Raw genomic sequence first — 24,948 nt, 5'->3', positions numbered from 1 at the left:
CCGACGCCGCTCAGTGGCCCATGCCGAGGCCGCCGTCGACGGGGATGACAGCGCCCGAGATGTAGGCGGCATCCTCCGACGCCAGCCACGTGACGACACCGGCGACCTCGTCGGGCGTCGCGAAACGGCCGGCGGGGATGTTCCGCTTGTATTCGTTCTGCGTGTCTTCGGGCAGTTCGGCGGTCATGTCGGTCTCGATGAATCCGGGGGCGACGACGTTGGCGGTGATCCCACGGCCTCCCAGCTCGCGGGTCAGCGAGCGCGCGAAGCCGACGAGCGCGGCCTTCGACGACGAGTAGTTGATCTGGCCCGGCGAGCCGTACAGGCCCACGACGCTGGAGATGAGGATGACCCGCCCCCACTTGGCCCGCAGCATGCCTTTGGACGCGCGCTTGACGACGCGGAAGGTGCCACCCAGGTTCGTCGCCACGACGGAGTCGAAGTCGTCCTCCGTCATCCGCAGCAGCAGCGTGTCCTTCGTGATCCCCGCGTTCGCGACCACGATCTCCACGGGACCGAGCTGCTTCTCGACGTCGCTGAACGCGGCATCCAGCGACGCGGCATCCGTCACGTCCGCGCGCACCGTGAACGTGCCCTCAGGACCCTCGCCGGAGCGGGCGGTGACCGCCGTGCGGTACCCCTCGGCGACGAAGCGTGCGGCGATCGCGCGGCCGATGCCGCGGTTTCCACCGGTGACGAGGACGACGCGATCGTGCGACATGGGGGCTCCGTTTCGCTGGGGAGTAACCGCCCCAGCCTACTCGGCGCGCCGGCGGCTCCCCGCTCTCGCACGGCGGCCGATAGGCTGGCACGGCGAGACAGGAGAGATCATGACCGACGCGACGAACCCTCAGTCCCCGGATGCCGCGGCCACCCCGCCGGTGACGCCTCCGACTCCGGCTCCTGCGGCGGATGCCCCCTACACGCCTCCGGCTCCGCCCGCCTACCAGCCTCCGGCATATCAGCAGCCGTCCTATCCCTCCGCACCCCCGGCGTACGGCGCGAGCACCGGCGCCCCGGTGCAGCCCGCTCCGGGCGCACCGCCCGTGTACGGGTCCGCTCCCTACTACGGGGCGCCCGCCGTGAAGACGAACGTGCTCGCCGTCATCTCGATGATCGCGTCGATCCTGGGCTTCGTGTGGATCCTTCCGCTGATCGGGTCGGTCGGCGGTGCCATCATGGGCCACATCTCGCTGAACCAGATCAAGCGCACGGGTGAAGGCGGCCGCGCAATGGCGCTCGCGGGCGTGATCGTGGGATGGGTCGGCACCGCGATCTCGCTCTTGATCATCGGCTTCTTCGTCTTCTTCATCATCCTCGGGGCCGCCGCCAGCTCGCGTTACGGCTCGTACTGATCGGGCGACGCCGCGCCTGCGACGCCCACGCGGCGTAGGCTGAGGGGACCGTGAAAAGCTCCCGTGCTCAGTCCGCCACGTCGTTGCCGCGCGCGCCGCGCGACGACGCGAGCGCGCGCATGACGAAGTACTTCACGATGATGGTCATACGCGTGATCTGCTTCGTCCTGATGGTGGCCGTCACCCCTTACAGCTGGTACACCTGGCTGTTCGGAGCGGGAGCGATGTTCCTTCCGTACTTCGCCGTGGTGATCGCCAACGTCGCCGCCGGATCGGCCGAACGCGCCATCGCCCCCGAGCGCGCGATCGAGGCCTCTCCGACCCCGCGTCCACCGTCGGACGCCCCGACCGCCGCGGTCGACGAGACGCCCCGCGTGATCAGACTGAGCGAGTCCTCGCGGCAGCCGCACGCACCCCGGACGCCGTCGGACGACTCATGACCGAGGCCATCTGCTCGAGGACCGGCTGCCGCGCGCCCGCGACGTGGCAGGTGCAGTGGCGCAATCCGCGCATCCACGCGCCCGAACGACGCAAGATCTGGGCCGCGTGCGGCGATCACGTCGACTATCTGCGCGACTATCTCGCCGCCCGCGACTTCCCGGTGGACGTGGTCGCCTTCGATGCGGAGGCGACCAGATGAGAGAACGCACGGCTCGGCAGCAGACGGCGATGCGCTGGGCAGGATACGTCGCGATCGCGATCGTCTTCGCCATCGTCTGCGCCTTTCTGTCGAACTGGCAGTTCACGCGCAACGCGGACCGCAGCAGCCAGCTCGCGCTGATCGCCGCGAACTACGACGCCGCTCCCGTGCCGCTGGACCAGGTGATCGGAACCGACGGGACGTTCCCGCCCGCAGACCAGTGGCGCCCCGTCACCCTCACCGGCGAGTACCTGACAGACCGGACGCTGTTGGCCCGAAACCGCGCCCACGGCGGGACCAGCGCCTTCGAGGTGCTCGTCCCGTTCCGGACGGTCGACGGTGCGGTCTTCCTCGTCGACCGCGGCTGGCTGCCGCCCGGCTCCTCCCAGCCCGAGCCGGACGCGATCCCCACTCCCCCCGCCGGCCAGGTACAGGTCATCGCGCGACTCAAGCCGGGCGAGCCGCTGCCGAACTCGGGACGCTCCGCGCCGGGCGGCCAGGTGCCGACCATCAATCTCCCCCTGATCGCGGAGACCACCGCTCAGCCCGCGCTCATCACGAGCGCCTACGGACTGCTGGTGTCGGAGCAGCCCAGCCCCTCGCAAGCGCCGAACGCCCTCGAGTCGCCGTCGGACGACCCGGGCCCGTATCTTTCGTACGCCATCCAGTGGATCCTCTTCGCACTGATGGGGTTCGTCTTCATCTGGTACATGATCCGCACCGAGATCCGTCACCGACGAGAGGATGCCGAAGACGCGGCGGCGGCAGCCTCGGCTGAGGCGGCCGAGTCCGCGTCACCCGACGAGGCGGAGCCTTCTGCGGCTGCCCGTCGCCGTCGACAGCGCGAGACCCGGCGACGCGATCGCGACATGCAGGAAGAAGACGCCCTGCTCGACGAGCTCACGCCTCGCTGAAACCGGTGCGAGCGCCAGCCCTCAGGCGAGCGTGATGAGGTCGACGTAGTCGCGACCCCAGATGTCCTCGACACCGTCCGGCAGGATCAGCACCCGCTCGGGGTTGAGAGCCTGAACGGCGCCCTCGTCGTGGGAGACGAGCACGACAGCGCCTTCGTAATGCGCGAGCGCGCCGAGGATCTCCTCGCGCGAGGCGGGGTCGAGGTTGTTGGTCGGTTCGTCGAGCAGCAGCATGTTCGCCGAGGAGACGACCAGCGTCGCCAGCGACAGGCGGGTCTTCTCACCGCCGGAGAGCACACCGGCGGGCTTGAGAACGTCGTCGCCGGTGAACAGGAACGAACCGAGCACCTTGCGCGCCTCGGTGGCGTTGATGTCCGGCGCCGCCGACATCATGTTGTCGAGGACCGAGCGGTTGACGTCGAGGTTCTCGTGCTCCTGGGCGTAGTAGCCGATCTTCAGGCCGTGGCCGGGCTCGATGACGCCGGTGTCGGCCTTGTCCACACCGGCGAGGATCCTGAGCAGTGTGGTCTTGCCGGCGCCGTTGAGGCCGAGCACGACCACTTTCGATCCACGATCGATGGCGAGGTCGACGTCGGTGAAGATCTCCAGCGATCCGTACGACTTGGAGAGGTTCTTCGCCATGAGCGGCGTCTTGCCGCACGGCGCGGGCTTCGGGAAGCGCAGCTTCGCGACGCGGTCCTCCTGGCGGACCTCCTCGAGGCCGGAGAGCATCTTCTCGGCGCGAGCGACCATCTGGTGGGCCGCGGCGGCTTTGGAAGCCTTCGCACCGAAGCGCGCGGCCTGCAACTGCAGCGCCGTCGCCTTCTTCTCGATGTTGACGCGCTCCTTCTTGCGGCGTTCCTCGTCGGCGACCCGCTGGCGCAGGTAGTTCTTCCAGTTCATGTTGTAGACGTCGATGACCTGACGCATCGCGTCGAGGTAGAAGACACGGTTGACCGTCTCGCCGACGAGTTCGACGTCGTGGCTGATGACGATGAGCCCGCCCTTGTAGTTCTTCAAGAACTCGCGCAGCCACACGACGCTGTCCGCGTCGAGGTGGTTCGTCGGCTCGTCGAGGATCATCGTCTGCGCATCGGAGAAGAGGATCCGCGCGAGCTCGATGCGGCGACGCTGGCCGCCGGACAGCGTCTTCAGCGGCTGGTCGAGGATGCGATCCGGGAGAGAGAGGTTGTGGGCGATGGATGCCGCTTCGGACTCGGCCGTGTAGCCGCCGAGCGCCTCGAAACGCTCCATGAGGTTGCCGTAGCGGCGCATCGCCTTCGCGGCCACCTTCTCGTCGGCATCCCCCATCTGCATCGACGCCTCCTGCATCTGCAGCGCCAGGGTGCCGAGTCCGCGCGCATCGAGGATGCGGGTGCGCGCGAGCATCTCGGGGTCGCCGGACCGCGGGTCCTGCGGAAGGTAGCCCAGCTCGCCCGAGCGCTCGACCTTGCCGTCGGCCGGCAGCAGGTCGCCGGCCAGCACCTTCGTCAGCGTGGTCTTTCCGGCACCGTTGCGGCCGACGAGACCGATCTTGTCGCCGTCGGAGACGCGGAACGACACCTCCGACATGAGCGTGCGAGCGCCCACGCGGATCTCGAGGTCGTGCACGGCAAGCACAGCAGACGTCCGTTCGTCGGGGATGGGGAACGGCCCGGAGACGGACCAGCCTCCCATTCTACCGTCCACGTCCGGCGTCGGCCGCCGCTCGAATACAGAGGTGCCAGACTCGGGACCATGCGATTGCGCCCCTTCACCGACGGCGATCTGACGCTGCCGTTCCTCGGCACGATCGCGTTCCGCGCCGATCGATGGCGTGATGCGCATACCCGCTCGAGCGTGCTAGAGGTGGACGGGCACCCCGTGGCCGCCGGCATCATGTGGACCTCGCGCGTGCACGCGGACCGGTACTGGGTCGCCATCGTGGTCGAGCCGGCATCGCGTCGCCGCGGTTACGGGAAGGCCGTGTTCGCCCACTTGTCGACACTGCGAGATGCGCCACTGGCCTTCATGACGCGCGGGTACGTCGACGACGATGCACTCGGCTTCGCCGACGCCCTGGGAGCACGGACCATACAGGTGGTGCCACCCGCGGACGTGCCGGCGGCGTCTCGCGCGGTTCTGCGGCCGCACCCGGCGGTGCAGAGCGTCCGCGATCTGCCCTGGGACGACGTCCTCGATGCCAACGCGGCCGTCTACGCCTGGACGCACGAGGGCTGGTCGCCCGTCGCTCCGGATTTCGCGGCGGCTCTCTCGGAAGACCTCGAGGCCGAGGTCGACCGCGACGCGAGCAGCGCCGCCGTCGTCGACGGCGAGATCGTCGCGCTGGCGCTCGTCTATCACGACTCGACACCCTCGTGCCTCACGGCGGAGACCACGAGGAGGGAGACGGCCGACGGTGAGCGCTTGATCGAGGCCTGCGTCCGGCGCTCCCTCGACGTGCTGGCAGCTCGCGGCGTCGAGTGGGTCACCTTCGACGGCCATGTCAGCGATCCGCACTTCCTCCCCGTATGGGCGCGCCTCTCACCGAGGGGCCGCTGGTTCCGCCTCGTCGAGATCCCTCCGGCCGGCGGCTGACGAGCGAGCAGGACGGGTCATCCTCTGCTCGCGCACGCCGTCGTCGACACGCACGGTTCCGTCGGGCACGAATCCGTGCTTCGCATAGAAGGCCTGCGCGCGAGGATTGGGATCGGCCACCCACAGCATGTGCGCTGCGGATGCTGGGGCCACCGCGTCCAGGAGAGCGGCGCCGACGCCGGTGCCGTGGTGATCGGCAAGGACGTAGAGCACGTGGAGCGCACGATCCGGAGTGCCATCCGTCCGGTCCTCTTCCGGGGTGGGACCGGTCATCGCGATCCCCACGACCTCGTCGTCGACGAGGGCGACGGCCGCAGCGACCTGCGCGAAGCGGGGGTCGTCGCCCAGCACCGCGGTCCAGAAGCGCTCGCGGCGGTCCACGAAGTCGGGCGCGTCGAGGATCTCGTCAGCCATGAGGCCGCGGTACGTCTGCCGCCACCCCTCCACGTGCACGCGCGCCATACCGGCGGCATCCGCGGGACGAGCGGAGCGAACGGTGAAAGTCATCATGCGGCGAGTGTAGTCAGCGAGGCGGGACCGGGATCGCGACGGGCTATCGCCGTCAGATTGTCTCGATGCGACAACGAATCGTCCTCTCTTCCATCGATCTCGGCCAGGTGGCCCGCGTGGGGAGACTCTAGGCTGAGCCGTGACCCGTCCGCCTCTCGAAGGAGACCGCATGTCCCTCGCCGCCGCAGGCCGCCGCCTCGTGCTCGCCGATCTCATCGCCCGCCCGACCGACCGGGCCCGCGCCGCCGCCCTGGACACAGCCCTCGTGATCGCGGGCGCCGCCGTGGTCGCGGTGCTCGCGCAGGTCGAGGTTCCGCTCTGGCCCGTGCCCATCACGGGACAGACTCTCGCCGTCGTCGTCGTGGGCGCCGCGCTCGGTGCCCGTCGCGGCGCCGCCGCTCTCCTCACCTACCTCGTCGCCGGCCTCGCGGGTCTGCCGGTCTTCGCCGGGTTCACGGGAACCATCGCAGCCGTCGCCAAGCCGAGCTTCGGGTTCATCATCGGCTTCGTCTTCGCCGCCTTCGTCGCGGGATGGTTCGCGGAGCGCGCGTGGGACCGACGTCCCGTCCTCGCGTTCGTCGGCTTCGTGGCGGCGAGCGTGATCCCGTTCCTGTTCGGTGTGCCCTACATGGCCTTCATCCTGAGCACCGTCCTCGGCAAGGGACTCGGTATCGAGGCGATCCTCGCCGCCGGTGTCACCCCGTTCATCCTTGGCGGCGTCGTCAAAGCCGCGCTCGCGGCGCTGCTGATCCCCGCTGCCTGGGCGGGCGTGCGTGCCGTGGAGAACCGTTCCGGCCACTGACTCCTCACCTCGCAACGACGACGGCCCCGACCGCAGTGGTCGGGGCCGTCGTCGTGAGGTGGAGGCCGCGTCAGCCCTTCGCGACGGCTACCGCGGCGGCCAGCTTCTGCGTGATCGTCGGCAGTGCCCAGGGCAGCGTCAACGCGGTCGGCGAGACCGCCGCCACGTTCTCCGCGCCCACCATCGCTGCGACGGCCCCCTTCTTCACGGCGGGGATCAACTGACCTCGCGCGGAGCCGAGGAACTCGTCGATCGTCTTCTGGTCCTCGCCCTGCGTGAAGATGACCTGAGCATCGATCTTGTCGAGGTTCTCCTGGCTGACCGTGGTGTAGAAGGTGCCCTCGCCCTTGTCCAGGGAAGTCACGCTGGGCGGCGAGACGAAGCCGAGGTCCTGCAGGACCTCCACCCGGGGATCGGCCGGGAGATACATGTAGAAGGTATCGACGTCGTCGTCCACGTAGGCGATCGTGACACCGGCGAACTCGGGGTGAGCGGCGGCCGCGTCCTTCACCTGCGCGTCGAGGCTCGTCAGCAGGTCGGCAGCCTGCGTGCTCATGCCGAGAGCCTTGCCGGTGATCGTGATGACATCACGCCAGGGGGTCGCCCACGGCGCGGTCGGGTAGGCGACGACGGGGATGCCCGCCCCCGTGATGGCGTCGTAGTCCTTCTGCGTGAGCCCCGAGTAGGGGGCGAGCAGCACATCCGGGTTCGTCTTCAGCAGTTCCTCGAGGGGGATGTCGTTCGAGCTGACGTCGAGGATGGTGGGCTTGGCGCCTCCAAGCTTGTCGACGGCATCCGCGATCCACGGCGGCATCTTGTCGTCGCCGCCCGAGTAGTTGTCGGCGGGGATCGCAACGGGCTGGATGCCGAGAGCGAGGACGGCATCCGTCGCCCCCCACCCCCATGTCGCGATGCGCTCGGGCTTCTTCGTGATCGTCGCGTCGCCGAGCGCGGAGGTGATGGTGACGGGGAAGCCGTCACCCGCAACGCTTTCGGAGCTGGCGGGCGCCGCTGATCCGGCGGCGCAGCCCGACAGCAGGAGCGCGGTCACTCCGGCGATCGCGGCGAGTCCGAGTGCTGTGCGGAGTCGTCTCATGGGTCTTCCTTTCTCAGGGACGTGCAGGGGTGGCCTCGTCGACGAGCGCAGCGGAGCTCGTCGACGGGACGGGGATGACGATCGGGGTGGCGGTGAGGGGGTCGGGGATCACCAGTGCGGACAGTCCGAAGGCACGGCGGATCGTCTCGGCGGTCATGACCTCGGTGGGAGCGCCATGGGCGATGATGGCGCCGGCGTGCATGACGACGAGGTCGTCGGCGTAGCGGGCCGCCAGATTGAGGTCGTGCAGCACGGCAACCACAGTCGTCCCGCGCTCGCGGTTGAGTTCGCGCAGCAGGTCGAGCACCTCGAGCTGATGGCTGAGGTCGAGGAAGGTGGTGGGCTCGTCCAGCAGCAGGATGCGCGGATCCTGCGCCAGGGCCATCGCGATCCAGACGCGCTGACGCTGCCCTCCCGACAGATCCCCCACCGGACGCTCGGCGAGCTCTGTGATCCCCGTCCACGCCATCGCCTCGTCCACCCGCGCCGTGTCGTGCGCGCTCCAGCGTTGCAGCAGTCCGCGGTGGGGATGACGGCCGCGACCGACCAGCTCGGCCACCGTGACGCCGTCGGGTGCGGTCGGATGCTGCGGGAGAAGTCCGACGGTCTGGGCCAGCTGACGGCGCGGGATGCCGCGGACATCCGCGTCGTCGATCTCCACGCGACCCGCGAGCGGCGGGTGGAGTCGGGCGAGCGTTCCCAGCAAGGTGGACTTGCCCGACGCGTTGGCGCCGATGATCATCGTGACGCGCCCGGGAGCGAGCTCGAGGTCGAGGTCGTCGATGACACGTCGGGAGGGGTAGCCGGCGGCGAGGGCACGCGCGGTCAAGCGGGGGGAAGCGGAGTGCGAGGTCACAGCCGGCGTCCTTTCGAGGTGGCCAGAAGCCAGAGGAGGAAGAGAGCCCCGACCGCACCGGTGACGATGCCGACGGGCACGGCCATGCCGGGGAGGGCGTACTGGGCGACGAGGTCGGCCGCGAGCAGCAGCGCGGCGCCCACGACGGCGCTCGTGCCGAGGCCCACCGCTCCGTGGCGCAGGAGCGCTCGAGCGATCGCGGGGGCACAGAGCGCGATGAAAGAGATGGGCCCGACGAACGCACAGGTGACGGCGGTGAGCAGCACGGCGCTGGTGACGACCACGACACGCACCGGTCCGCTCGCCACACCCAGCCCGTGGGCGGCTTCGCGCCCGAGCTGCACGAGAGGCAGCCACCGCGACGCGACGATCAGCGCGGGGACGAGCGCGACGAAGACGACGAGCACGACGAGCACCTGCCACCACGGCGTCGAGGCGAGGCTTCCGGTGAGCCAGAGAAGCGCGACCTGGGCCTGTTCGATCTTGGCGCGCACCATCATGAGGTTGATGAGTGCCGAGGTGAGGAACGAGACACCGATACCGGCCAGGATCAACCGGAAGCCGCCGTCACGCAGCGATCGACCGGCGAGCATGAGCACGACCGCGACGGCGGAGCCGCCCACGAAGGCGAACACGGCGACGAGCGGTCCGGTGGTGCCGAGGAGGAGGATCGCGGACACCGCCGCCAGCCCGCTCCCCCCGGAGATGCCGAGCAGGTCGGGACTGGCCAGAGGGTTGCCGAGGAAGGACTGCAGGAGCGCTCCGGCGGCGCCCAGCGCGGCCCCGACCACCAGCGCCATGGCGGCGCGCGGCGCCCGCACCTGGAAGACGACGTACTGCTCGATGCGCGTCCCGGACCCGGTCAACGTCGCCCAGAGACGGTCGGGGGCGATCGGGTAGTCGCCCACCGAGACGGCGACGACGACGGCGACGACGGCGAAGACGATGACCGTGCTCACCACGATGCGGTGACGGCGGGCGGCGGCGCGGCGGACGGCCAGGGTGGCACTCACAGCATGCTCCGACGCGGCTGCAGCACGAGTGCGATCAGGACGGGGGCGCCGATGATCGCGACGACGATGCCGGCCTGCACTTCGCCGGGTGGCGCGACGACGCGTCCCACCACATCGGCCAACAACAGAAAGACCCCGCCGTAGAGCATCCCGAGAGGCAGGAGTCGCCCGTAGCTGCCCCCGACGACGGCACGCAGCGCGTGCGGGACGAGCAGCCCGAGGAAGACGATCGGGCCGGCGATCGCGGTCGCCCCGCCGCACAGGAGCACGGTCGCGACGATGCCGAGCACGCGACTGCGACCGACGTCGTGCCCGAGGCCGGCGGCGGTGTCCGCACCGAGAGCGAAGAGGTCGAGGCCGCGGGCGGATGCCAGGGCGAGAACGGCACCGACGACGAGTGCGGGCAGCACGAGTGCGACGGCATCCAGACCTCGAGTCGACAGGCCTCCGGCCGCCCAGTACCGGTAGACGTCGAGCGCGGAGGAGTTGGTGTTGAGGATCAGGAAGGTGACCGCGCTGAGCCCGGCAGTCACGGCCGCGCCGGTGAGTGCGAGTCGCGCAGGCCCGGCCTCGTTCCCGCGGCCTCCGATCAGCGCGACCGCGACCGCCGCCACGGCGGCGCCGCCGAACGCGAACCAGACGAAGCCGTCCGGCGTCGACATCCCGAACAGCGTGATCGCGGCGAGCACGGCCACGGAGGCCCCCGCGTTCAGACCGAGCAGTCCGGGATCGGCAAAGGGGTTGCGCGTGAGGCCCTGCATGACCGTTCCCGCCAGGGCGAGCGCGGCGCCCGCGCAGACGCCGATGACGGTGCGGGGCACGCGCTGTGTGACGACCACGATGTGATCGGGGTTGGCGGCGTCGAACGACGCCAACGCGTGCCACACGTCGACCGGGGCGATCTGCCGCGCTCCGACTCCCAGCGAGAGCAGGACGAAAACGGCCAGGAGGGCGACTCCGGCCACCGCGACGACCAAGGTTCGGCGCGGTCGTACCGGCGCGCTCATTCGACGCGCTCAGACTGACCGCGTCGCCAGTACCCCATGAAGGCGACACGCTTACGGTCGACGCCGCACTCCGACACGAGAAGCCGCCGGAGAACCTTGACCGTCGCCGACTCCCCCGCCATCCACGCATAGAACTCGCCGTCGCCATCCTCGGGGCTGTCCCACAGCAGCTCACGATCGACGTCGATCTCATCGAGGGCCTGAGGCCGGGGCGCCGCGGCGCGCGCGAGCACCTCGGCGTGATCCCGCGTCCACCCGGTCACCGCTTCGATGAGCGCGACCCCGTGCGGTCGGTCTGCCCGCACGATCCAGCTGAGCCGCGCGCCGGATGCCGCCGGCAGCTGCGGTCGCAGCGCATCGTCGTCGTCGGGCACCTCGACGAACGCGTCGATCTCGCACCGCGGATCCAGTGACTCCAGGATGCTGCAGATCGCGGGAGCGGCGGTCTCGTCTCCGGCCAGCAGCAGCCGTCGGGCGGTGCCGGGATGCCAATCCAGGCCGATGCGCGACTGGGGGCTGCGCTCATCGGGACCGATGATGACGAGCTCGTCGCCGACGGCAGCGCGCGCGGCCCAGGATCCCGCCGGACCGGCATCGTGATGCACGACGAAATCGACGGCGAGCTCGCGAGCGGCGGCATCCACACGACGCACCGTGTACGTGCGGAACGGGTTGCGGCGCGCAGACGGCAGCGCCCGCCATCTGTCGTACCAGTCGCCGGCGTGCTCCGCCTGACCGAAGTCGGAGTATCCCCCCGCGACATCGGCCAGGGGCAGGACGATCTTGATCCGCTGATCGAGACCCGCGGTGCCGAACCACTCCAGCTCGGGACCGGTGAACCATACCCGCACGAAGTGCGCAGAGAGCCGCTCGACGGCGCGGACACGGACGGCATACGGGCAGTAGGCCGGGCGGACGGCGGTCGCAGATTCGGTCACACCCTAAGGGTAGCCTTACCTTCGTCAGATGTCACACCGGTGAGCCGACGAGACGTCCGATTCGCGCAATGGCTTCGGTGAGAACCTCCGGCCCGCAGCCGAAGTTCACGCGGACGTGACCTGTGCCCTGCGCTCCGAAGTGCGGGCCGTGATGGACAGCCACGCGCGCCTCGGCGAGGATGCGCCCGGCCGGGTCGTCACCCCAGCCGTAGGCACTCAGATCCACCCAGGCGAGGTAGCCCGCGTCGGGCAGGCGGTAACGAGCGCGAGGCAGGTGTGCGGCGAGGAGGTCCGCGAGGAGATGACGGTTGAGATCGAGTCGGGCGCGCAGGGCGTCGAGCCACTCATCGGATGCCGCGTCCAGTGCCGCGACACTGGCGATCGCGCCGAACAGCCCCGTACGCCACTCCACCTCCGACGGCAGGCCGCGCACGACGGCGGCGGTCCGTTCGTCCCCGGTCACCATGACCGCGCACTTCAGCCCTGCGAGATTGAACGCCTTGGAGGGGCTGGTGACCGTGTAGCCGACCGCGGCAGCTTCCGCCGATGACGCGAGAAACGGCGTGAAGGTCGCATCGTCGTAGACGAGCGGCGCATGGATCTCGTCACTGATGACCATGGCACCATGTCGCGCGGCGATCCGGGCCAGCGCGGCCAGCGTCTCACGCGAATGGACGGTACCGGTGGGGTTGTGGGGATTGCACAGCAGCACGGCGCGCGCGCCGTCGGCCAGCGCCGCGTCGATGCCGTCCAGGTCGAGTGCCCAGGTCGCACCCGTATCGCGCAGCGGCACGGGTGCCACACGGCATCCGGCTTCTTCCACCGTCATCGTGAAGGGCGGATACACCGGTGGGGTGATCACGACCGCGTCACCGGGCGCGGTGACCGCGCGCAGGATCTCGACGACGCCCATCATCACGTCACCCGTCGTCCGCACGCGGTCGGCATCGACCACCCAGTCGAAGCGGCGAGCGGCGAACGATGCGAAGGCATCGCGCACGCCGGGATCGGGTGGTGTGTACCCGGTGTCGCCGAGCTCCACCGCCGTGCGCAAGGCGCTCGTGATCAGCGGCGCGAGGGGGAAATCCGTCTCCGCCACGAACAGCGGCAGGACGTCGGAACCGTACGTCCGCCACTTCGTGCTGGACCGCCGCCGCAGGCTCTCCACGGGAAGGGCTTCGAGAGGAACGATGCTCACGCCTCGAGCCTACCGACGGCTCCCCTGCGGGTGCGCCACGCCGACATCGGATGACGATCAGATAGCGAACCCCAGCGCGCGCATCATGTCGCGTCCGTCGTCGGTGATGCGTTCCGGTCCCCACGGCGGCATCCACACCCAGTTGATGCGGAAGCGATCGACCACGTCGTCCAGGGCCTGCGCGGTCTGCTCTTCGAGCACGTCCGTGAGCGGGCAGCCCGCCGAGGTCAGCGTCATGTGAATGACGAGGGCGTCGTTCTCCTCGTCCCAGCTGAGATCGTAGATGAGACCGAGGTCGACGACGTTGATTCCGAGCTCGGGATCCATCACGTCCTTGAGCGCCTCGGTGACGTCGTCGTACTTCTCCGGACTGAGGGTCGCAGTCATGCGTTCGATCCTATGCCTCGACGATGTCAGAGGGCTCGAGGTAGCGGTCATAGCCCTCGTCCTCCAGACGCTCCGCGAGTTCCGGGCCGCCCTCCTCGGCAACGCGGCCCTTCACGAGCACGTGCACGAAATCGGGCTTGATGTAGCGGAGGATGCGCGTGTAGTGCGTGATGAGCAGGACGCCGAGGTCCGTCGCCTCCTTGGCGCGGTTCACGCCCTCGGAGACGATCTTCAGCGCGTCGACGTCCAGCCCCGAGTCGGTCTCGTCGAGCACGGCGATCGCCGGCTTGAGCAGCTCGAGCTGCAGGATCTCGTGGCGCTTCTTCTCGCCGCCGGAGAAGCCCTCGTTGACGTTGCGGGCAGCGAACTTCGGATCCATGCGGAGGTTCTTCATCGCCTCCTTGACGTCCTTCGTCCACGTACGGATCGCGGGCGCCTCGCCCTCGATCGCGGTCTTCGCCGTACGGAGGAAGTTCGTGACGGTCACCCCGGGGATCTCCACCGGATACTGCATCGCGAGGAACAGCCCGGCACGAGCGCGCTCGTCGACCGACATCGCCAGCACGTCCTCGCCGTCCAGAGTGATCGTGCCCTGGGTCACCGTGTACTTGGGGTGACCGGCGATCGTGTAGGCGAGCGTCGACTTTCCGGAGCCGTTGGGGCCCATGATCGCGTGCGTCTCCCCGGTGCGCACGGTCAGGTCGACGCCGTTGAGGATGGGGGTCTCCCCCGCGTCGGTCTCGACCGTCACGTGGAGGTCGCGGATCTCGAGAACAGCCATGTCAGTTACCTTCTTCAGTTCACATCTTTGAGGACAGCGGGATCGATCAGGACGTCGTCCCCGTCGATCGTGACCGCGTACACGGGCACCGGCTCATAGGCCGGAAGGTTCAGGGGGCGACCGGTGCGCAGCGAGAAGGCCGAGCCGTGGGCCCAGCACTCCAGGGTCTCCCCTTCCACGAACCCGTCCGACAGCGAGATGTCGCCGTGCGTGCACGTGTCGCCGATCGCATGGACCTCACCGTTCGAATCCAGGACGACGGCCATCGGAACGCCGTCGATCTCGACGCGCACCGCGGTGTCCTGGGTGAGGTCGCTGAGGCTGAGGGCCTTCTGCGCGGTCATGCGTGTTCTCCTTCGGCCGCCGTCGCCAGAGCCAGCTCGTCCTCGATCGCGGCGATGAGCTCGTCCTGCAGGGCCGGCACATCGATCTTCTGGACGATCTCGGCGAGGAATCCCAGCACGACCAGACGTCGAGCCTCGTCCTCCGCGATTCCCCGCGCCTGCAGGTAGAACAGCTGCTCATCGTCGAAGCGCCCGGTCGCGCTCGCGTGTCCCGCGCCGCGGATGTCGCCCGTCTCGATCTCGAGGTTGGGGATCGAGTCGGCGCGTGCACCATCGGTGAGCACGAGGTTGCGGTTGGCCTCATACGAGTCGGTGCCCACGGCATCCGGTCCGATGAGCACGTCACCGACCCAGACGCTGCGCGCGGACTCGCCCTGCAGCGCTCCCTTGTAGAGCACGTCTCCGACCGTCTGCGCACCCTTGTGGTGCAGGTAGACCTGGCTCTCCAGGTGCTGACCGGCGTCGGCGAACGACAGACCGTAGAGTCTGCCCTCCGCACCTGCTCCCGCGAGCTCGACAGACGGGTTCACGCGAACGACGCGTCCGCCGAGACTGACCACGACGTGGGTCAGCGTCGCGTCGCGGTCGACCCGCGCCTGGTGAGATGCCAGGTGAATGGCGTCATCGTCCCAGCGCTGTACCGAGACGACCGTCAGCGCGGCGCCGTCACGAACGATGATCTCGACGTTCTGCGCCTGCTGTGCGGTACCGGCGTGGCGCAGCACGACCGTCGCCCGTGAGTGCGCCTGTGCCTCGATCACGACGTGCGCATGCGCGACACCGCCGCGTCCGGTCAGCTGCACGACGATCGGCTCCTCGAGTTCGACGCCCGAGGGGATGCGGATGAGCGGAGCCTCGTCCTCCTGCGCCCAGGCGATCGCGCTGACACGGTCCTCGGGACGGAAGACCTCACCGCGTGGGGCCTCCCCGACGCGCAGACGGATCTGCTCGACGGACGAAGGCGCACTCACGTCGACGCCGATGACGTCGTGGGGGGCGGGCTCGTCCCGCAGCAGGTCGCCCAGGAGCGCCAACGGGGTGTGCTTCCAGTTGACTTCGCGGCCGGTCGGCACGGCGAAATCGGAGGGGTCGAACGAGGTCGGCCGCTCCGATCGGGTCTGCACCGGCACGAAGCCGGAGACCAGCGTGGCCGCAGGGTCGATGTGACCCTCCGCCCGGATGCTCTCGCCGGCGGGGGTCTGAGTCGCTGTCGTCATCAGCCGACGGATCCTTCCATGCCCATCTCGATGAGCTTGTTGAGCTCGAGGGCGTACTCCATGGGCAGTTCGCGTGCGATGGGCTCGATGAAGCCGCGCACGATCATCGCCATCGCCTCGTCCTCCGGCATGCCGCGGCTCATCAGGTAGAAGAGCTGCTCTTCGCTCACCTTGGAGACCGTGGCCTCGTGACCGAGCTGCACGTCGTCGACACGGATATCGATCGCCGGATACGTGTCCGAACGCGAGATCGTGTCGACCAGGAGCGCGTCGCAGCGCACGGTGTTCGCCGAGTGGTGGGCGTTGGCGTCCACGCGCACCTCGCCGCGGTACCCGGCCCGGCCGCCACCGCGGGCGATCGACTTGGAGACGATCGAGGACTGCGTGTAGGGAGCCATGTGGATCATCTTCGCGCCGGCATCCTGGTGCTGTCCGGGACCGGCGAAGGCGACCGAGAGGGTCTCCCCCTTCGCGTGCTCGCCCATGAGGTAGATGGACGGGTACTTCATCGTGACCTTCGAGCCGATGTTGCCGTCGATCCACTCCATCGTCGCGCCTTCGTGGGCGATGGCGCGCTTGGTCACCAGGTTGTAGACGTTGTTGGACCAGTTCTGGATCGTCGTGTACCGCACGCGCGCGTTCTTCTTCACGATGATCTCGACGACGGCCGAGTGCAGCGAGTCGCTCTTGTAGATCGGCGCCGTGCAGCCCTCGATGTAGTGGACGTAGCTGTCCTCGTCGGCGATGATCAGCGTCCGCTCGAACTGGCCCATGTTCTCGGTGTTGATGCGGAAGTACGCCTGCAGCGGGATCTCGACGTGCACGCCCTTCGGGACGTAGACGAACGATCCACCTGACCAGACGGCCGTGTTGAGGGCGGCGAACTTGTTGTCCCCGGCCGGGATCACGGTGCCGAAGTACTCTTCGAAGAACTCGGGATGCTCGCGCAGCGCCGTATCGGTGTCCATGAAGATGACGCCCTGCTGCTCCAGGTCCTCGCGGATCTGGTGGTAGACGACCTCGGACTCGTACTGTGCGGCGACGCCGGCGACGAGGCGCTGACGCTCCGCCTCCGGGATGCCCAGCTTCTCGTACGTGTTGCGGATCTCCTCCGGGAGGTCCTCCCACGACTGCGCCTGCTTCTCGGTGGAGCGTACGAAGTACTTGATGTTGTCGAAGTCGATGTCCGAGAGGTCGGCACCCCACGTGGGCATCGGTTTGCGCCCGAACAGCTGGAAGCCCTTCAGTCGGGTCTTCAGCATCCACTCGGGTTCGTTCTTCAGCGCCGAGATCCCGCGGACGACGTCCTCGTTGATCCCGCGCTGGGCGACGGCGCCGGCGGCGTCTTCGTCGTGCCAGCCGAATTCATAGACGCCCAGTCCCTCGAGTTCGGGACGGTCGATGAGCACATCCGACATGGGGTTTGCCTCCTTCGTGCCCGGCGGTGTCATCCGCTCCGGCATTCCTGCGCCTGCGCCTGTCTCACGATCGGAGTGTCGTGGGCGAAGGTCGGATGCCGCTTCCAGGGCCGTTTTCGTGTCGTTTTCTCCGACGTGGTCTTCGTCGGGGCGTGCACCGCGCGCGCCTAGACTGTAGGGGGCGTGACGCGCTTCGCGCGCCGCTGTTCCCACCCCTTCAGTCTATAGGCAACACCCCGACACGGGGGTGGCCGGCGCCCGTCCGGGCGCGCATCCGGGAGGCGACCCCACTTTGTCCGCACCACAGACCTCCAGCGCCGAGACCACCACCGCGGCTCCCGCACCCGCGGACGGGCGCGGACTGCTGTCGCGACTTCCCGCGCGTGTCGGGCGCCCGACACGCGTCCTCGCGTGGCTCGTGCTGATCAGCAACATCGTCATCGTCGGCACGGGCGGTCTCGTCCGGCTCACCGGCTCGGGCATGGGCTGCGAGACCTGGCCGTACTGCACCCCGGATTCGCTCGTCCCGACGCAGGAGCTCGGCATCCACGGCCTCATCGAGTTCGGCAACCGCACGCTGACCGGCGTCCTGGTGATCGTGGCCCTCCTCGCCTTCCTGTCCGTCGTGCGCCTGTGGCGCACGCGTCCGGAACTGCCGAGGCTCGTGCTCGCGATCGGCATCGGCATCATCCTGCAGGCCGTCATCGGCGGTGTCACCGTGTGGCTGCACCTGCACCCCAGCATCGTCGGGCTGCATTATCTGCTGTCGGCCGCGCTCGTCGCGATCGCCGCCGCCTACGTCGTCCGCGTGTACGCGAAGCCCGGCCGGCGAGAGCTCGTCGTCCCGCGCGGCTACGCCGTCGTGGCGCACGTGACGAGCGTCGTCGTTCTCATCACGGTGGTCATCGGCATCCTGCTGACCGGCTCCGGCCCGCACGCCGGAGACACCGCCGCCGCCCGCAACGGCCTCGACCCGATTTTCTGGCAGCACGTGCACAGCTGGCCCGCCTACGTCCTTTTCGCGCTCACGCTGGTGCTGTTCGGGTGGTCCTACCGGCTGGGTGCGACGACGGGCATGCGGCGATGGACGGGTCTGCTGCTCGGCGTGGAGCTGGTGCAGATCGCGATCGGGCTGTGGCAGGCGCGCACGGGCCTTCCGATCGCTCTCGTGAACGTCCACATGATGCTCGCCGTGACACTCGTGGCGGCGATGACCGCCGTGATCCTGCACATGAAGCAGCCGCATGACATGCTGGGTGCCGGCGAGCGCTCCACAGCGATCTCATAGCCGGCGCATCACCGCTCCTCTGGTGGTTCGCAGATAGTCGATGTGTCGCCGCGCGTGCGGCGACGTGACAGAAGGAGCTTTCCCATGCCCAACACCGCCCGTGTGATCCGCAGCATCCCGTTCTGGGTGCTCGTGGGCGGCTCGCTCGTCGCCGTCGGCGGCGGCGTCTACCTGCTCGTCGACAAGCTGACCGTCATGGCCAGCACGCTCGCCGACGGCACCGCCACCGGTGTCGAGGTCTACGCCGGTCAGATCTGGGCCGTTCTCGGCGCGATCCTCATCGGCGTCGGCCTCATCGGTCTGGCTCTGGCGCTGACCCTCGGCACCATCGGCTCGATCGCGCGCGCCGTCACGCCGAGCGTCGTCCCCCAGGAGATCGACGTGGTCGAGGTCGTGGAGCCCGCGACGGTCGCCGCCCCGGCGGCCGAGACGATCGCCGCCCCGACTGCGGACGCCGACGAGTCCGCTGCTGCGACGACGGACCGCCCCACGGTCTGATCGCGCACCGAACGACACGAAGGCGCCGGCTCCTCGAGGAGTCGGCGCCTTCGTCGTCCGTTCAGAACGGAAGCAGCGGATCGATCGCGATGGCGACGAACAGGAGCGTCAGGTACGTGATCGACGCGTGGAAGACGCGCATGGGGCGGATCTGCTCTCCGCGGACGGCACGGTTGTAGAGCACGTGGGACTCGACGATGAACCAGCCGCCGAACACGAGAGCGGATGCCGTGTAGACGAGACCCATGCCCGCGACGGGAATGAGCAGAAGCGAGGAGGCGACGGTGGCCCAGGCGTACAGGATGACCTGCAGCCCGACCTGCTGGCCGTTGCGCGTCGCACCGAGCATCGGCACGTCCGCTTCCTGGTAGTCGCCCTTGTACTTCATCGACAGCGGCCAGTAGTGCGGCGGGGTCCAGAGGAAGACGAGGAGGAAGAGGACGAAGGGGGTCCAGGTCAGCGATCCGGTGACGGCCGACCATCCGATGAGCACCGGGAAGCACCCGGCGATGCCGCCCCAGACGATGTTCTGCTCGGTGCGGCGCTTCAGCAGCATCGTGTAGATGACCACGTAGAAGAAGATGGCCACGGCGCTCAGCGTTGCGGCCAGCCAGTTGGTGGCCAGCAGCAGCCAGAGCGTGGAGCCCACCGCCAGGCTCCAGGCGAACACGAGAGCGCCTCGCGGAGTCACCTCGCCCGTGACGAGCGGACGATTCTCGGTCCGACGCATGTGCGCGTCGATGTCGCGATCGAGGTACATGTTGAAGGTGGCGGCCGATCCGGCGCTCATGGCGCCGCCGATCACCGTCGCCAGCACGAGCCACAGGTTCGGCATCCCGCCCTGCGCCAGGATCATCACCGGCACCGTCGTCACCAGGAGCAGCTCGAGCACGCGGGGCTTGGTCAGCGCAACGTAGGCGCGGATCTTCTGGCCGAGGGGCAGGCCGATCGCGACATCGTTCCCGGCGGACACGCTCGACTGCACCATGCCCGCAGACCCCTTCCCCGGCTCACTCCAGACCTTCCCCCAGTCTAGGTCACGAGGCCATCGGGTGATCGCCCGAGCCGCAGCCGCCCACCGCCGATCGGTCGAGGTTCGACGGCGAATTGTCACGGACGACACATGCGGCCTGCGACCCGCGGCACTTCGCTAAGCTGAAAACACAGGCGTCGCCGAGCGCCGGCAGGCAGCGCTTCGACGCCGCCGAGGCCGGCTGGAGAGTCGGACGCACTCCCCTCTTTTCGAAAGGGCACCACGTGTCGGAACTGGTTTGGGATGAGATCGATCGGCGCGCGGTGGACACCGCTCGCGTGCTGGCCGCGGATGCCGTGGAGAAGGTGGGCAACGGACACCCCGGCACGGCGATGAGCCTCGCGCCGGCCGCATACCTGCTGTATCAGCGTGTGCTGCGTCACGATCCCTCCGACACGCACTGGCTCGGCCGTGACCGCTTCATCCTCTCCGCCGGACACTCCTCGCTGACGCAGTACGTGCAGCTCTATCTCGGCGGTTTCGGGCTCGAGCTGTCCGATCTCGAGTCGCTGCGCACCTGGGGCTCCCTGACGCCGGGCCACCCGGAGTACGGCCACACGAAGGGTGTCGAGATCACGACGGGCCCGCTCGGCCAGGGCCTGTCCTCGGCTGTGGGCTTCGCGTACGCGGCCCGCTACGAGCGCGGCTTGTTCGACCCCGAGGCGGCGGCCGGCACGAGCCCGTTCGACCACTTCGTGTACGTGATCGCGGGCGACGGCGACCTCCAGGAAGGAGTCACCAGCGAGGCCTCGAGCCTGGCCGGTCACCAGAACCTCGGAAACCTCATCGCCATCTACGACTCGAACCAGATCTCGATCGAGGACGACACCAACGTCGCCTTCACCGAGGACGTCGCCGCCCGATACGAGGCCTACGGGTGGCAGGTCCAGACGGTCGACTGGAAGAAGACCGGGGAGTACGTCGAAGACGTCGCCGAGCTGTACGCCGCGATCGAGGCCGCCAAGGGCGAGACCGACAAGCCGTCGCTCATCATCCTGAAGACGATCATCGGATGGCCCTCGCCCGGCAAGCAGAACAGCGGAAAGATCCACGGCTCCGCCTTGGGCGCCGACGAGCTGGCGGCGACGAAGAAGGTCCTCGGGTTCGACCCGGAGAAGTCCTTCGTCGTCGACGACGACGTGATCGCGCACACGCGCGCTCTCCAGGAGCGGGCCACCGAGGCGCGCGCGGCCTGGCAGGTCGACTTCGACGCGTGGGCTGCGGCCAACCCCGAGCGCAAGGCACTGCTGGAGCGTCTGGAAGCCGGCGAGCTGCCCGCCGATGTCTCCGTCCCGGAGTTCACCTCCGGTAAGGACGTGTCCACGCGCGCCGCTTCGGGTCAGGTCATCAACGCGCTCGCCGCGCAGCTTCCGGAGCTCTGGGGCGGTTCCGCCGACCTGGCCGAGTCGAACCTCACGACGATCAAGGACGCCAAGTCGTTCATTCCCGCCGAGTGGTCGACCCACGAGTGGTCGGGCGACCCGTACGGGCGTGTGCTGCACTTCGGCATCCGCGAGCACGCGATGGGTGCGATCGTCAACGGCATCAAGCTGCACGGTCCGACACGCCCGTTCGGCGGCACGTTCCTGATCTTCAGCGACTACATGCGCCCGCCGGTGCGCTTGGCCGCTCTGATGGACATCCCCTCGATCTTCGTGTGGACGCACGACTCGGTCGCCCTCGGCGAGGACGGACCGACGCATCAGCCGATCGAGCAGCTGTCGACGCTGCGCCTCATTCCGAACTTCACCGTGGTGCGCCCGGCGGATGCGAACGAGACGTCCGCGGCCTGGCTGGAGATCGTCCGTCGCACCAGCGGCGGCCCGGTCGGCATCGCGTTGACGCGTCAGAACATCCCCGTGTTCCCCCGCGGCGAGGCGGGCTTCGCGACGACCGACGGCGTGGCGAAGGGTGCGTATGTGCTCATCGACGCCGAGGGCGGACAGCCCGACGTGATCATCATCGCGACCGGCTCCGAGGTGCAGCTGGCCGTCGCGGCCCGCGAGACCTTGGCCGCCGAGGGCATCCAGGCGCGCGTCGTCTCGGCCCCGTCGCTGGAGTGGTTCGCCGAGCAGGATGCCGCCTACCGCGAGAGCGTGCTGCCGGCCGCCGTCACGGCGCGCGTGTCCGTCGAGGCCGGGTCGACCCCGCTCTGGCGCGGCATCGTGGGCGATGCCGGCCGTACGGTCGGCATCGACCACTTCGGCGCCTCCGCCGATTACAAGACCCTGTTCGAGAAGTTCGGTATCACCACCGATGCGGTCGTGGAAGCGGCCCGCGCAACCGTCAAGGAGAACGCATGAGCACCCCCACCCCGGGCTCGACCCCGACCCAGCAGCTCGTCGACGCCGGCGTCAGTATCTGGCTCGACGACCTCTCCCGCGCGCGCATCGCGTCGGGCAACCTCGCCGACCTGATCTCGTCGCGCAATGTCTCAGGCGTCACGACGAACCCGTCGATCTTCCAGGCCGCCATCGGCAACCAGAACGACGACTCGTACGACGCACCGCTGGCCGCGCTGGCCGAAGGCGGCGCGGATGTCGACGCCGCGATCTTCGAGCTGACGACCACCGACGTGCGTGACGCCGCCGACATCTTCCGCGGCGTGTTCGACGCGACGGGCGGCGTAGACGGCCGCGTGTCGATCGAGGTCTCCCCCGATCTCGCCCACGACACCGACGCCACCGTCGCCGAGGCGGAGAAGCTGTGGGCCAAGGTCGACCGGCCCAACGCCCTCATCAAGATCCCCGCGACCAAGGCCGGCCTGCCCGCGATCACCGCGGTCATCGGCGCGGGCATCTCGGTCAACGTGACGCTGATCTTCTCGCTCGAGCGGTACGCCGAGGTCATCGACGCCTACCTGGCGGGCCTGGAGCAGGCGAAGGCGGCCGGGCATGACCTGTCCGGCATCCACTCCGTCGCCTCGTTCTTCGTCTCGCGCGTGGACACCGAGGTCGACAAGCGTCTGTCGGCTTTCGAGAGCGAGGATGCCGAGGCACTGAAGAGCCGCGCGGGCCTGGCGAACGCGCGTCTGGCCTACGAGCTGTTCGAGCAGCAGTTCGCGACCGCGCGCGCTCAGGAGCTCATCTCCGCCGGCGCGAACGTGCAGCGTCCGCTGTGGGCCTCGACCGGTGTGAAGGACCCTGCGCTGCCCGACACGCTCTACGTCACCGAGCTCGTCGCGCCCGGCACCGTCAACACGATGCCGGAGAAGACGCTCGAGGCCACCTTCGACCACGGTGTCATCACCGGCGACACCGTCACCGGTGCCTACGAAGACGCTCACCTGGTCTTCTCGCAGCTCGCCGAACTCGGCGTCGACATCAACGATGTCACCCAGACGCTCGAGGACGAGGGTGTCGCGAAGTTCATCGCCTCGTGGCAGGACCTCAAGAAGACCGTCGCCGAGGCGCTGGCGACGGCCCCGGAGACCAGCCGGTGAGTTTCGAGATCCACGTCTCGGGTCACGTCAAGCAGGTCGTCGACCAGACCGTTCCGGGTCTGGTCGACGACCTGGTCGCCAGCGGTATCACCGCCGGCGACCCCGACCTGTGGGGACCCGAGGCGGCATCCGAGGCGGCTGTCCGCCTCGGATGGGTGGACGCGGTCAGCGTGTCACGGCCCCTCGTCGACGAGATCCTCGCGTTGCGCGCAGATCTCGTCGCACGGGGTCTCACCCGCGTCGTGCTCGCGGGGATGGGAGGCTCATCCCTCGCGCCGGAGGTCATCACCCGCACGGCAGGTGTACCGCTGGTGATCCTCGACTCGACCGACCCGGCGCAGGTCCTGGCCGCGATCGACGGGGATGCCGAGTCCGGCAGCCTCGCGCAGACGGTTCTCGTCGTCGCATCGAAGTCGGGCTCGACCATCGAGACCGATTCTGCGCAGCGCGCCTTCGCGGCCGCCTGGTCCGATCTCGGCATCGATCCGTCCGAGCGCATCGTCGTGGTCACCGACCCGGGATCCCCGCTCGAGCAATCCGCCCGCGAGGCCGGCTACCGCGTGTTCACCGCCGACCCGAACGTGGGGGGACGCTATTCGGCGCTCACGGCCTTCGGGCTGGTGCCCTCCGGGCTCGCGGGCGTGGACATCGCTGAGCTCCTGGACGAGGCGGAGGCGACGCTTCTGGAGGTCGCCATCGACGACCCCCGCAACCCCGCACTCACGCTCGCCGCGGCCATCGCCGGTGGCGACCCGCGGCGCGACAAGCTGGGCCTGATCAGCGACGGCACGCACATCGTGGGCCTGCCCGACTGGATCGAGCAGCTCGTGGCGGAGTCGACCGGCAAGAACGGCACCGGCATCCTTCCCGTGGTGCTGCTGCCGCTGTCCCCGGAGGTCGACCAGACCCCGGCAGACATGCAGCTCGTGCGTCTCGTGGATGATGCCGTGCATTTCCGGCTGATCGAGCAACACCCCGACGAGGTACTCGTCAGCGGTTCGCTGGGCGCTCAGTTCGTCGTCTGGGAGTACGCGACGGCCATCGCGGGACGCATGCTGGGCATCAATCCGTTCGACCAGCCCGACGTCGAGTCCGCCAAGGCCGCCGCTCGCGCGCTGCTCGATTCTCGCCCCGCCCTCAGCGACCCCGCCTTCACAGCGAACGGCGTCGAGGTGCGCGTGTCCGATCCCGAGCTGGCCGCGTCCGGCACACTCGCCGGAGTGCTGGACGCCCTGTGGGCTCGTCTCGGTCCCGACGGCTACGTCGCCGTGCAGGCCTACGCCGATCGCACCTCGGTGCCTCAGCTTTCCGGCATCCGCGAACTCATCGCCGCCGATACGGGTCGACCCGTCACGTTCGGCTGGGGGCCCCGCTTCCTGCACTCCACGGGTCAGTTCCACAAGGGCGGGCCCGCCACCGGGGTGTTCCTGCAGATCATCGGAGCCGGTGAGGTCGATCTGGAAATACCCGGTCGCCCGTTCACGTTCCGTCAGTTGATCACCGCTCAGGCGGCCGGCGACGCGGATGTGCTCGTCGCGCACGGACGACCCGTGGTCACCCTCACCCTGACCGACCCTCAGGTCGAGGTGCTTTCCCTGTTCGAGGCCGCGCAGTAGCGCGACCAGGAGGAGTCT

26 protein-coding genes are annotated in these 24,948 nt (G+C 69.0%); 11 read left to right on the top strand and 15 right to left on the bottom strand.

Annotated elements, in window-relative coordinates; genetic code table 11:
- Positions 1–10: 10 nt before the first annotated feature.
- Positions 11–721: a beta-ketoacyl-ACP reductase gene (locus tag ABS64_RS03870; RefSeq protein ID WP_061681533.1), complete on the bottom strand. Its 711-nt coding sequence runs from the start codon at positions 719–721 to the stop codon at positions 11–13.
- 109 nt (positions 722–830) lie between these two features.
- On the opposite strand from ABS64_RS03870, the gene ABS64_RS03865 reads away from it, so the two are divergent.
- The 4 genes from ABS64_RS03865 to ABS64_RS03850 are packed head-to-tail and all read left to right on the top strand — an operon-like array spanning position 831 to position 2,909.
- Positions 831–1,355: a DUF4190 domain-containing protein gene (locus ABS64_RS03865; RefSeq protein ID WP_036290599.1), complete on the top strand. Its 525-nt coding sequence runs from the start codon at positions 831–833 to the stop codon at positions 1,353–1,355.
- A 50-nt stretch (positions 1,356–1,405) separates the two neighbouring features.
- Positions 1,406–1,795, top strand: coding sequence for a DUF3099 domain-containing protein (locus tag ABS64_RS03860; RefSeq protein WP_036290596.1), 390 nt, complete (start codon positions 1,406–1,408; stop codon positions 1,793–1,795).
- Entirely contained in the window at positions 1,792–1,995 is a 204-nt protein-coding gene (locus tag ABS64_RS03855; RefSeq protein WP_036290595.1) for a hypothetical protein, read from the top strand. The genes ABS64_RS03860 and ABS64_RS03855 overlap by 4 nt, the downstream gene beginning before the upstream one ends.
- On the top strand, positions 1,992–2,909 hold the full coding sequence (locus tag ABS64_RS03850; RefSeq protein ID WP_036290592.1) for an SURF1 family protein: 918 nt from the start codon (positions 1,992–1,994) through the stop codon (positions 2,907–2,909). Before ABS64_RS03855 ends, ABS64_RS03850 begins: the two co-directional genes overlap by 4 nt.
- Before the next feature lie 21 nt (positions 2,910–2,930).
- Here ABS64_RS03850 and ABS64_RS03845 read toward each other — a convergent pair whose 3' ends face one another.
- Positions 2,931–4,529, bottom strand: coding sequence for an ABC-F family ATP-binding cassette domain-containing protein (locus tag ABS64_RS03845; RefSeq protein WP_036290590.1), 1,599 nt, complete (start codon positions 4,527–4,529; stop codon positions 2,931–2,933).
- 117 nt (positions 4,530–4,646) lie between these two features.
- Between ABS64_RS03845 and ABS64_RS03840 the strand changes: the two genes are divergently transcribed.
- On the top strand, positions 4,647–5,486 hold the full coding sequence (locus ABS64_RS03840; RefSeq protein WP_036290588.1) for a GNAT family N-acetyltransferase: 840 nt from the start codon (positions 4,647–4,649) through the stop codon (positions 5,484–5,486).
- On the opposite strand, the gene ABS64_RS03835 is transcribed toward ABS64_RS03840, so the two are convergent.
- Positions 5,433–5,996 carry a GNAT family N-acetyltransferase gene (locus ABS64_RS03835; RefSeq protein WP_051498885.1) on the bottom strand — a complete coding sequence of 188 codons (564 nt, stop codon included), beginning with the start codon at positions 5,994–5,996 and terminating at the stop codon, positions 5,433–5,435. The genes ABS64_RS03840 and ABS64_RS03835 overlap by 54 nt on opposite strands.
- A 169-nt stretch (positions 5,997–6,165) precedes the next feature.
- On the opposite strand from ABS64_RS03835, the gene ABS64_RS03830 reads away from it, so the two are divergent.
- A complete protein-coding gene (locus ABS64_RS03830) occupies positions 6,166–6,798 on the top strand; it encodes a biotin transporter BioY (protein WP_292681126.1) in 633 nt (210 codons plus the stop codon).
- A 70-nt stretch (positions 6,799–6,868) separates the two neighbouring features.
- Here the strand turns inward: ABS64_RS03830 and ABS64_RS03825 are convergent, their stop codons facing one another.
- The 11 genes from ABS64_RS03825 to sufB are packed head-to-tail and all read right to left on the bottom strand — an operon-like array spanning position 6,869 to position 17,053.
- Positions 6,869–7,894, bottom strand: a complete 1,026-nt coding sequence (locus ABS64_RS03825; protein ID WP_292681019.1) for an iron-siderophore ABC transporter substrate-binding protein — start codon at positions 7,892–7,894, stop codon at positions 6,869–6,871.
- Positions 7,895–7,907: 13 nt separating this feature from the next.
- Positions 7,908–8,750, bottom strand: a complete 843-nt coding sequence (locus tag ABS64_RS03820; protein WP_288120426.1) for an ABC transporter ATP-binding protein — start codon at positions 8,748–8,750, stop codon at positions 7,908–7,910.
- Complete coding sequence (locus ABS64_RS03815; protein ID WP_288120424.1) at positions 8,747–9,763, bottom strand: iron chelate uptake ABC transporter family permease subunit; 1,017 nt, start codon at positions 9,761–9,763, stop codon at positions 8,747–8,749. Before ABS64_RS03815 ends, ABS64_RS03820 begins: the two co-directional genes overlap by 4 nt.
- Entirely contained in the window at positions 9,760–10,728 is a 969-nt protein-coding gene (locus tag ABS64_RS03810; protein WP_292681015.1) for an iron ABC transporter permease, read from the bottom strand. Before ABS64_RS03810 ends, ABS64_RS03815 begins: the two co-directional genes overlap by 4 nt.
- A 38-nt stretch (positions 10,729–10,766) precedes the next feature.
- Positions 10,767–11,708, bottom strand: a complete 942-nt coding sequence (locus ABS64_RS03805) for a siderophore-interacting protein (RefSeq protein WP_288120421.1) — start codon at positions 11,706–11,708, stop codon at positions 10,767–10,769.
- Positions 11,709–11,739: 31 nt separating this feature from the next.
- Entirely contained in the window at positions 11,740–12,906 is a 1,167-nt protein-coding gene (locus tag ABS64_RS03800) for an aminotransferase class I/II-fold pyridoxal phosphate-dependent enzyme (RefSeq protein ID WP_288120419.1), read from the bottom strand.
- A 57-nt stretch (positions 12,907–12,963) separates the two neighbouring features.
- Positions 12,964–13,293 (bottom strand): metal-sulfur cluster assembly factor, encoded by a 330-nt coding sequence (locus ABS64_RS03795; RefSeq protein ID WP_005049292.1) that lies wholly within the window; start codon positions 13,291–13,293, stop codon positions 12,964–12,966.
- 10 nt (positions 13,294–13,303) lie between these two features.
- Positions 13,304–14,074 carry a Fe-S cluster assembly ATPase SufC gene (sufC, locus tag ABS64_RS03790; protein WP_005049291.1) on the bottom strand — a complete coding sequence of 257 codons (771 nt, stop codon included), beginning with the start codon at positions 14,072–14,074 and terminating at the stop codon, positions 13,304–13,306.
- Between the two features lie 14 nt (positions 14,075–14,088).
- Positions 14,089–14,418, bottom strand: a complete 330-nt coding sequence (locus ABS64_RS03785) for a non-heme iron oxygenase ferredoxin subunit (protein WP_036290568.1) — start codon at positions 14,416–14,418, stop codon at positions 14,089–14,091.
- A complete protein-coding gene (gene sufD / locus ABS64_RS03780; RefSeq protein WP_036290566.1) occupies positions 14,415–15,635 on the bottom strand; it encodes a Fe-S cluster assembly protein SufD in 1,221 nt (406 codons plus the stop codon). Before sufD ends, ABS64_RS03785 begins: the two co-directional genes overlap by 4 nt.
- Positions 15,635–17,053, bottom strand: a complete 1,419-nt coding sequence (sufB, locus tag ABS64_RS03775; RefSeq protein ID WP_005049286.1) for a Fe-S cluster assembly protein SufB — start codon at positions 17,051–17,053, stop codon at positions 15,635–15,637. Before sufB ends, sufD begins: the two co-directional genes overlap by 1 nt.
- Before the next feature lie 292 nt (positions 17,054–17,345).
- Between sufB and ABS64_RS03770 the strand changes: the two genes are divergently transcribed.
- Entirely contained in the window at positions 17,346–18,341 is a 996-nt protein-coding gene (locus ABS64_RS03770) for a COX15/CtaA family protein (RefSeq protein ID WP_036290563.1), read from the top strand.
- Positions 18,342–18,425: 84 nt separating this feature from the next.
- Complete coding sequence (locus tag ABS64_RS03765; protein WP_036290561.1) at positions 18,426–18,839, top strand: hypothetical protein; 414 nt, start codon at positions 18,426–18,428, stop codon at positions 18,837–18,839.
- Between the two features lie 61 nt (positions 18,840–18,900).
- Here ABS64_RS03765 and ABS64_RS03760 read toward each other — a convergent pair whose 3' ends face one another.
- The gene (locus ABS64_RS03760; protein WP_016465326.1) at positions 18,901–19,827 is read right to left on the bottom strand and encodes a heme o synthase; all 927 of its coding nucleotides are present in this window, start codon (positions 19,825–19,827) and stop codon (positions 18,901–18,903) included.
- A gap of 269 nt (positions 19,828–20,096) precedes the next feature.
- Here ABS64_RS03760 and tkt point away from each other — a divergent pair, with 269 nt between their 5' ends.
- Genes tkt through ABS64_RS03745 form a run of 3 tightly spaced genes read left to right on the top strand, consistent with a single transcriptional unit; the run spans position 20,097 to position 24,930 of the window.
- Positions 20,097–22,175: a transketolase gene (gene tkt / locus ABS64_RS03755; protein ID WP_036290558.1), complete on the top strand. Its 2,079-nt coding sequence runs from the start codon at positions 20,097–20,099 to the stop codon at positions 22,173–22,175.
- Positions 22,172–23,314 carry a transaldolase gene (gene tal / locus ABS64_RS03750; protein ID WP_061681576.1) on the top strand — a complete coding sequence of 381 codons (1,143 nt, stop codon included), beginning with the start codon at positions 22,172–22,174 and terminating at the stop codon, positions 23,312–23,314. Before tkt ends, tal begins: the two co-directional genes overlap by 4 nt.
- Entirely contained in the window at positions 23,311–24,930 is a 1,620-nt protein-coding gene (locus ABS64_RS03745) for a glucose-6-phosphate isomerase (protein ID WP_061681578.1), read from the top strand. Before tal ends, ABS64_RS03745 begins: the two co-directional genes overlap by 4 nt.
- Positions 24,931–24,948: the final 18 nt, after the last annotated feature.

The organism is Microbacterium sp. SCN 69-37, assembly GCF_001724435.1.
GTDB lineage: Bacteria > Actinomycetota > Actinomycetes > Actinomycetales > Microbacteriaceae > Microbacterium > Microbacterium laevaniformans.
This window is presented reverse-complemented; position numbering and strand designations above follow the sequence as displayed.

Excerpts from the sequence above, each read along its gene's own strand:
- ABS64_RS03870 (WP_061681533.1), bottom strand. The coding sequence starts at position 721 with ATGTCGCACGATCGCGTCGTCCTCGTCACCGGTGGAAACCGCGGCATC.
- ABS64_RS03865 (WP_036290599.1), top strand. The coding sequence starts at position 831 with ATGACCGACGCGACGAACCCTCAGTCCCCGGATGCCGCGGCCACCCCG.
- ABS64_RS03855 (WP_036290595.1), top strand. The coding sequence starts at position 1,792 with ATGACCGAGGCCATCTGCTCGAGGACCGGCTGCCGCGCGCCCGCGACG.
- ABS64_RS03850 (WP_036290592.1), top strand. The coding sequence starts at position 1,992 with ATGAGAGAACGCACGGCTCGGCAGCAGACGGCGATGCGCTGGGCAGGA.
- ABS64_RS03840 (WP_036290588.1), top strand. The coding sequence starts at position 4,647 with ATGCGATTGCGCCCCTTCACCGACGGCGATCTGACGCTGCCGTTCCTC.
- ABS64_RS03835 (WP_051498885.1), bottom strand. The coding sequence starts at position 5,996 with ATGATGACTTTCACCGTTCGCTCCGCTCGTCCCGCGGATGCCGCCGGT.
- ABS64_RS03830 (WP_292681126.1), top strand. The coding sequence starts at position 6,166 with ATGTCCCTCGCCGCCGCAGGCCGCCGCCTCGTGCTCGCCGATCTCATC.
- ABS64_RS03825 (WP_292681019.1), bottom strand. The coding sequence starts at position 7,894 with ATGAGACGACTCCGCACAGCACTCGGACTCGCCGCGATCGCCGGAGTG.
- ABS64_RS03795 (WP_005049292.1), bottom strand. The coding sequence starts at position 13,293 with ATGACTGCGACCCTCAGTCCGGAGAAGTACGACGACGTCACCGAGGCG.
- sufC (WP_005049291.1), bottom strand. The coding sequence starts at position 14,074 with ATGGCTGTTCTCGAGATCCGCGACCTCCACGTGACGGTCGAGACCGAC.
- ABS64_RS03785 (WP_036290568.1), bottom strand. The coding sequence starts at position 14,418 with ATGACCGCGCAGAAGGCCCTCAGCCTCAGCGACCTCACCCAGGACACC.
- sufD (WP_036290566.1), bottom strand. The coding sequence starts at position 15,635 with ATGACGACAGCGACTCAGACCCCCGCCGGCGAGAGCATCCGGGCGGAG.
- sufB (WP_005049286.1), bottom strand. The coding sequence starts at position 17,053 with ATGTCGGATGTGCTCATCGACCGTCCCGAACTCGAGGGACTGGGCGTC.
- ABS64_RS03765 (WP_036290561.1), top strand. The coding sequence starts at position 18,426 with ATGCCCAACACCGCCCGTGTGATCCGCAGCATCCCGTTCTGGGTGCTC.
- ABS64_RS03760 (WP_016465326.1), bottom strand. The coding sequence starts at position 19,827 with ATGGTGCAGTCGAGCGTGTCCGCCGGGAACGATGTCGCGATCGGCCTG.
- tal (WP_061681576.1), top strand. The coding sequence starts at position 22,172 with ATGAGCACCCCCACCCCGGGCTCGACCCCGACCCAGCAGCTCGTCGAC.